We start from the raw sequence: 6,680 nt of genomic DNA on the forward strand, positions 1-6,680 counted from the left end.
ATGCACCTTGAAGAAATCGGCACCCCCGATCATCACCGCATTGCGCACCGGCACCATCTGCAATTCAACCCCGATGGTGCGCAGATGTTGCAGCGCCGAGATGCCACCCATCGAACCGTAGGCGATTGCGCCCATCGGTTTATGCGCCCATTCAACATAGGCTTGATCGAGCGCATTCTTCAGCGCGGCGGTGATCGAGCGGTTATATTCGGCCACAACGAAAATGAAACCGTCGAACGTGGCGAGCTTTTCTTGCCACCGCACGGCAACCGGGTTCTGCGTGGGCACCCATGCGTTCGAGGCAACTTCGTCAAAGAAGGGCATCGGATAATCACGCAAATCAAGCACTTCAACTTCGATATCGTTGCGCGCCCGCGCCTGCGCCTCGATCCAAGCGGTCGGAAGGTCGGCAAAGCGGGTAGGGCGGGTCGATCCTACGATGATGGCGATTTTAGGTTTGGTCATGAAAGCCTCCGGGGTGTGTGTTGTCTCGAAGGTGATATTGACCTCGGTTACTGCGCGCACAACTGCCGTAGAAGCGCATATTATGTGCTTATTTGCACATATAGGCTTCTTGCTGCCCACCCTTGCCGCCGCGCGCGCGGGGTGCTTAATCTGGCGCATGATGAAACCTGCCGACAACCCCGCCGATCCGTTCAAAAAGGCGCTCGCCGATGCCACGCGCACGCTGGCGGGCGACGCTGAACTGAGTGTGTCCTATTCGGTCGATCCGCCCGGTAACGTGGGCGAGACCATGCGCCTGCCGCAGGTCAGCCGGCGTATGGCGCGCGAAGAGGTTTTGCTGGCGCGCGGCACGGCTGATGCCTTTGCGCTGCGCCGCCGCCACCATGACGATGCAACCTTTGCCCGCTTTGCGCCGCAAGGCCAGATGGCGCGTGATCTTTATGAGGCGATGGAACACGCGCGCTGCGAGGCGCTTGGCGCACGCGACATGCCCGGCACGCTTTCCAACATCGACGCCAAGATCGCGCATGAGGCAGAGCGCAAGGGCTACGGGCAAGTGCGCGATCAGTCCGAAGCACCGCTGTCTGCGGCGGCGGGGTATCTGGTGCGAGAGTTGGGCACCGGGCATCCGCTGCCAGCCGCCGCCGCCCATATGACCAACCTCTGGCGCCCGTTCATCGAGGAACAGGCGGGCGGCACGCTTGAAGGGCTGGCCGATGCGCTGGCCGATCAGGCCACCTTCGCGCGGCTTGCCCGCCGGGTGATCGCCGACCTCGGCTTTGGCGAGGAACTGGGCGATGACCCCGACGCCGAGGAAGACGAGGCCGAAGATAACGCCGAGCAGGATGAAGAGGCGGGCGATAACCAATCGGGCGATGAAAGCGACGAAAGCGAAGCAAGTTCCGAGCGCAGCCAAGAAGCACAGCAGGACGCCACGCAGACCACGCTCAGCACCGATGACATGGCCGACGATCAGATGTCGGAAGACGCCGAGATGCCCGAGCCGGAAGCCCCGCCAGAGCCGCCCGTGCCGCCGCCACATTCTGCCGCCGATCCCAATTACAAGGTGTTCGAGACCGGCTTTGACGAAGAAATCCGGGCCGAAGAACTGGCCGACCCGGCGGAACTGGAGCGCCTGCGCGCCTATCTCGACCAGCAGTTGGAGCCGCTGAAAGGCGCGGTTAGCCGCCTTGCCAACAAATTGCAGCGCCGCTTGCAGGCACAGCAGAACCGCGCTTGGGAGTTTGACCTTGAAGAGGGGATGCTCGATGCAGGCCGCTTGGCGCGCGTGGTGGCCAACCCGACCACGCCGCTCAGCTTCAAGATCGAGAAAGACACCGAGTTTCGCGATACCTGCGTGACCTTGCTGTTGGACAACTCCGGCTCGATGCGCGGGCGGCCCATTTCGATTGCCGCGATCTGCGCCGATGTGCTGGCGCGCACGCTGGAACGCTGCCAAGTCAAGGTCGAGATCCTCGGCTTTACGACGCGCGCCTGGAAGGGCGGGCAAAGCCGCGAACGCTGGCTGAACAACGGGCGGCCGCAGCAACCGGGCCGACTGAATGATCTGCGCCACATCATCTACAAAAGCGCCGATGCGCCTTGGCGGCGGGTGCGCGACAATCTTGGTCTGATGATGAAAGAGGGCCTGCTGAAGGAAAACATCGACGGCGAAGCGCTGGAATGGGCGCACAAGCGGTTGGTCGTGCGACCTGAGGCGCGCAAGATCCTGATGGTCATTTCCGACGGCGCCCCGGTGGACGATTCAACTTTGTCCGTCAACACCGCGAATTATCTGGAAAAACACCTGCGCGACGTGATCGCGATGGTCGAGCGGCGGCGTGCAGTAGAGCTTTTGGCGATCGGCATTGGCCACGATGTCACGCGCTATTATGCGCGCGCTGTGACCATCACCGATGTCGAGCAGCTTGCAGGTGCCATGACCGAGCAGCTTGCGGCGCTGTTCGATCCAGACCCGCGAGCCCGGGCGCGGTTTCTTGGGATGAGGAAAGTTAGCTGATGTTTCAATCGTTTGTGGCTGAAACCTCGCCTGAAAACGGGGCGGCGCGCTTGGCAGCGCTGCGCGCTGTCATGGCGACCGAGGGGCTTGCGGGCTATATCGTGCCGCAGACCGACGCGCATCAGGGCGAATACCTCGCCCCGCGCGACGAGCGGCTGGCTTGGCTGACAGGCTTCACTGGCTCGGCAGGTTTTGCCATTGTTCTTGGTAACTTGGCAGGGGTTTTTGTCGATGGCCGTTACCGCGTGCAGGTGCGCGCCGAGGTCGATCTGGCGGCCTATACGCCGGTCAACTGGCCCGAAACAAAGCCCGCCGATTGGCTGGCCGAGCATTTGCCGGGCGGCGGGCGGGTGGGGTTTGACCCTTGGTTGCATAGCCAAAAGGCCATCAGCGAACTTGAGGCGGCACTTGAAAGCCGTGGTATAAGCCTATGTCCTACAAGAAATCTTGTGGATTCCATTTGGTCGGATAGACCGCCACTCGCCGAGGCACCAGCTTTCGTGCATCCGATGGAACAGGCAGGTGAAACAAGCGGTTCCAAGCGCGCGCGGTTGGCCGAGGTGCTGCGCAAGGCCGGGCACCGGGCGGCGGTGCTGACGCTGACAGATTCCATCGCGTGGCTGCTGAACATTCGCGGTGCCGACATCGTGCACAACCCGGTGGTGCAGGCTTTCGCGGTGCTGCATGACACGGGCCATCTGACGCTGTTTGCCGCAGCGGGAAAGTTTGGGCCAGACTTGCTTGAGCATTTCGGCCCCGAGGTGCGTCTGCGCCCGCCAGCCGCCTTTGCACCTGCGCTGCGTGGGCTAGAAGGGCCGGTGCGTGTCGATCCCGCCTCAGCCCCGCGTCAGGTTGTGCTGGAGTTGCAAGAGGCGGGGGTAGAGATCGCCTTTGCCGACGACCCCTGCATATTGCCCAAGGCGTGCAAGAACCCGGTCGAGCTTGCGGGCGCGCGGTCGGCCCATGCGCGCGACGGTGCGGCGATGATCGAGTTTCTGGCTTGGCTCGATGCGGAGGCACCCAAGGGCGGGTTGAGCGAGATTGACGTGGTCAAGCGCCTTGAAGGTTTCCGCAGCGCCACCAACAGCCTGCGCGAAATTGCCTTTGATACGATTTGCGGGGCGGGTGCGAATGGTGCGATCGTGCACTACCGGGTCAGCGAGGCAAGCAACGCCCCGGTGCGGCCGGGCGAACTGCTGCTGGTCGATTCGGGCGGGCAATACAATGACGGCACCACCGATATCACCCGCACCCTGCCGGTAGGGCCGGTGCGCGAAGACGCGCGCGCACCTTATACGCGCGTGTTGCAGGGCATGATCGCGATGAGCCGCGCGCGCTTTCCCAAAGGGCTTGCCGGGCGTGATATCGAGGCGCTGGCACGCGCGCCGCTTTGGCTTGCCGGGCAAGATTATGACCACGGCACGGGCCACGGTGTAGGCTCGTATCTTTGCGTGCACGAGGGGCCAGCGCGGCTGTCGCGGTTGTCCGATGTGGCGCTGGCACCGGGCATGATCCTTTCCAACGAGCCGGGCTATTACCGCGAGGGTGCCTTTGGCATTCGCATCGAAAACCTGATGGTGGTGATCGAGGCACCGCCACTGCCCGGTGCCGACGCGCGCGCCATGCTGTCATTCGAGACCTTGACGCTGGTGCCGATTGACACCCGGCTGATCGTGCCCGAAATGCTGACCGCGGCCGAACGAGACTGGCTCAACACCTATCACGCGCGGGTGCTGGCCGAATTGGGCGGACGCGTATCTGCCGAAGCGGCGCGATGGCTGGCAGCGGCCTGCGCGCCAATCTGAATCCTGCGCGACACTCTGCGCGCTGGATGCGCTGCCGGGGCCACGCACCCCTTGCGGCCTGACGAGGTAAAGACCGATGAACACCGATGCCCTCTCCGCCCTGACAGAACTTCTGGGCGCGCGCCTAAGCACAAAGCGCGCCGATCGCGATCAGCACGGCCATTCCGAGACATGGTATGCGCCAAGCCCGCCCGATGCGGTGGCATGGCCCGAAAGCACCGAGGAAGTCTCGCAGATCCTCAAGATTTGCTCGGCGCATCGAGTGCCGGTGGTGGCTTACGGCGCGGGAAGCTCGCTCGAGGGGCATACGCTGGCCACCGAGGGTGGGCTTTGCCTTGATATGGCGCGTATGAACCGGCTGTTGGCGGTGCACGAAGGCGATATGCAGGCAATCGTGCAACCGGGCCTCACGCGTGAAGAACTCAACACCGAATTGCGCGCCACGGGCCTGTTCTTCCCGGTCGATCCGGGGGCTAACGCCAGCCTTGGCGGCATGGCGGCCACGCGCGCTTCGGGCACGACCACGGTGCGCTACGGCTCTATGCGCGCCAATGTGCTGGCGCTTGAGGTGGTGCTGGCAGACGGGCGGATCGTGCGCACCGGCTCGCGCGCGGCCAAAAGCTCGGCCGGGTATGATCTGACCGCGCTGATGCTGGGTTCGGAAGGCACGCTTGGCATCATCACCGAGTTGACGCTGCGCTTGCACGGCCAGCCCGAGGCGGTTTCGGCCGCGGTCTGCGCCTTTGACAGCCTGCACGCGGCGGTGGAAACGGTGATGGCGACGATTCAGTTGGGAATCGGCATGGCGCGGATCGAGTTCGTCGATGAAGGCGTGGTCGAGGCTTTCAACAGCTACGCAGGCTCCGATATGCCGCTGAAGCCGCATTTGCTGGTCGAGTTCAACGGCTCGCCCAACGCCGTGGCGGAAGAGGCGCGCCGCTTTGGCGAGGTCGTGGCGGATATGGGCGGTGCCGATTTCGACTGGGCCACAACAGACGAGGCGCGGCGCAAGCTGTGGAAAATGCGCCATGCGGCCTACCACGCCTGCCTTGCCTCGCGGCCCGGCTCGATCGGCTTGGTCACCGATATCTGCGTGCCAATCTCGCGGCTTTCGCAGGCGGTCGAGGAAACCCGCGCCGATATCGCGGCCGAGGGGCTGGTGGGGCCGATCCTTGGGCATGTGGGCGACGGCAATTTTCACGCAATCTTGCTGCTCAAGCAGGACGATGCGGATGAATTGGCGCGTGCGCGCCGGGTTGCGGGGCGCATGGCAAAACGCGCGCTGGCACTGGGCGGCACGGTGACGGGCGAACATGGCATCGGCATCGGCAAGCGCGCCTATATGCAGGCCGAGCACGGCGAGGGCTGGCAGGTGATGGGCGCGATCAAGGCAGCACTCGACCCCTTGGGCATACTCAACCCCGGCAAGCTCGTGCCAGAGCGGGCGGCACCATGAGCCTTGCCGCGCCTGCCGATCTTGCGCGCGCCTTTGCCGCCGTTTGGGCGGCGCGCGATGCCGAGGCGCTTGCGGCCTTGTTCGCCGAAGACGGCGATTTCATCAGCCTGACCGGAGGTGCCGCCGAAGGCCGCGCGGCGATTGCCGAGCTTGTCGCGGCAGAGTTTGCGGGGGCTTTCGCGCGGGCGCGGCTGGTAACGGGGCGGGTGCGTGTGCGCCCGCTTGGGCCACATGCGGCGGTGGTGTTGCAACGTTTCGTGCTTTCGGGGCTGGTGCATGCCGATGGTTCTGACGCAGGACGGCTTGGCACGGTTTTGGCGGCGACGCTGGCTGCCACGCCGCAAGGCTGGCTGGTGGTCGCCGCGCAATTCGTGCCCGAGGCATGATGCCCTTCGGCGTGGTTTTGCCTGCCTGCGTGCTGTCTTGATCTGAATCATGGCGCCCAAGGGGTGTTCGCCGCGATCCTGCCGTCAATGCCCAATGCAGGAAATCTATCCGTGCCCGCTTCTAGATCGCTTCATCATCACGCCGCATTGCTTAGCCGCATGGCCGAGTCGCTTGGACTGGATCTGACCGACACGATGGCACACGGCGTGCTTTCAGGCGAGGACTGGCGCGAGGCGGTGCTGCGCTGCACCTGTTGCGAGGAACCGGATGCCTGCCTTTCTTGGCTGCATGGGCGGATAGGCGCACCCGCGGCGGATGCCGCACCCGAGGCGTGCCGCAATGCGGCCCTGTTTGACGATCTCCAGCGCCAGTTGGCACCCGGTGGTGCGCGATGAGCATTGCTGGAGGAAACACCGACCTGCATTTCTGGATAACCCGAGGCATGGCGCGCCGGCACGGGGTCAACCTGAACGAATTGATCGCGGACGGGGTGATTTCGCGCGGCGACTTGGCCGAGATGGTGGCACGCTGCCGCAATTGCTCGGGC

General features: G+C 64.2%; 7 protein-coding genes. 6 read left to right on the top strand and 1 reads right to left on the bottom strand.

What is annotated here, in order from left to right; all coding sequences use genetic code 11:
* A partial coding sequence (locus ABY403_RS11875; RefSeq protein ID WP_372841033.1) for an NADPH-dependent FMN reductase occupies positions 1-465 on the bottom strand: 465 nt, incomplete at its 3' end.
* Positions 466-622: 157 nt separating this feature from the next.
* On the opposite strand from ABY403_RS11875, the gene cobT reads away from it, so the two are divergent.
* The 6 genes from cobT to ABY403_RS11905 all read left to right on the top strand — a co-directional run.
* A complete protein-coding gene (gene cobT / locus ABY403_RS11880) occupies positions 623-2,485 on the top strand; it encodes a cobaltochelatase subunit CobT (RefSeq protein WP_372841034.1) in 1,863 nt (620 codons plus the stop codon).
* Positions 2,485-4,290: an aminopeptidase P family protein gene (locus ABY403_RS11885; RefSeq protein ID WP_372841035.1), complete on the top strand. Its 1,806-nt coding sequence runs from the start codon at positions 2,485-2,487 to the stop codon at positions 4,288-4,290. Before cobT ends, ABY403_RS11885 begins: the two co-directional genes overlap by 1 nt.
* Before the next feature lie 76 nt (positions 4,291-4,366).
* Positions 4,367-5,746: an FAD-binding oxidoreductase gene (locus ABY403_RS11890; RefSeq protein WP_372841036.1), complete on the top strand. Its 1,380-nt coding sequence runs from the start codon at positions 4,367-4,369 to the stop codon at positions 5,744-5,746.
* On the top strand, positions 5,743-6,132 hold the full coding sequence (locus ABY403_RS11895) for an SgcJ/EcaC family oxidoreductase (protein ID WP_372841037.1): 390 nt from the start codon (positions 5,743-5,745) through the stop codon (positions 6,130-6,132). Before ABY403_RS11890 ends, ABY403_RS11895 begins: the two co-directional genes overlap by 4 nt.
* 111 nt (positions 6,133-6,243) lie before the next feature.
* A complete protein-coding gene (locus ABY403_RS11900) occupies positions 6,244-6,528 on the top strand; it encodes a DUF6455 family protein (RefSeq protein ID WP_372841038.1) in 285 nt (94 codons plus the stop codon).
* Positions 6,525-6,680: DUF6455 family protein (locus tag ABY403_RS11905; protein ID WP_372841039.1), on the top strand; the 156-nt coding region annotated here is incomplete at its 3' end. The genes ABY403_RS11900 and ABY403_RS11905, both read left to right, overlap by 4 nt.

This window comes from Phaeovulum sp., assembly GCF_041596715.1.
Classification (GTDB): Bacteria; Pseudomonadota; Alphaproteobacteria; order Rhodobacterales; family Rhodobacteraceae; genus UBA6213.

What these genes read in the sequence shown, in the direction of transcription:
- cobT (WP_372841034.1), top strand. Translation starts at nt 623, where the DNA reads ATGATGAAACCTGCCGACAACCCCGCCGATCCGTTCAAAAAGGCGCTC.
- ABY403_RS11885 (WP_372841035.1), top strand. Translation starts at nt 2,485, where the DNA reads ATGTTTCAATCGTTTGTGGCTGAAACCTCGCCTGAAAACGGGGCGGCG.
- ABY403_RS11890 (WP_372841036.1), top strand. Translation starts at nt 4,367, where the DNA reads ATGAACACCGATGCCCTCTCCGCCCTGACAGAACTTCTGGGCGCGCGC.
- ABY403_RS11895 (WP_372841037.1), top strand. Translation starts at nt 5,743, where the DNA reads ATGAGCCTTGCCGCGCCTGCCGATCTTGCGCGCGCCTTTGCCGCCGTT.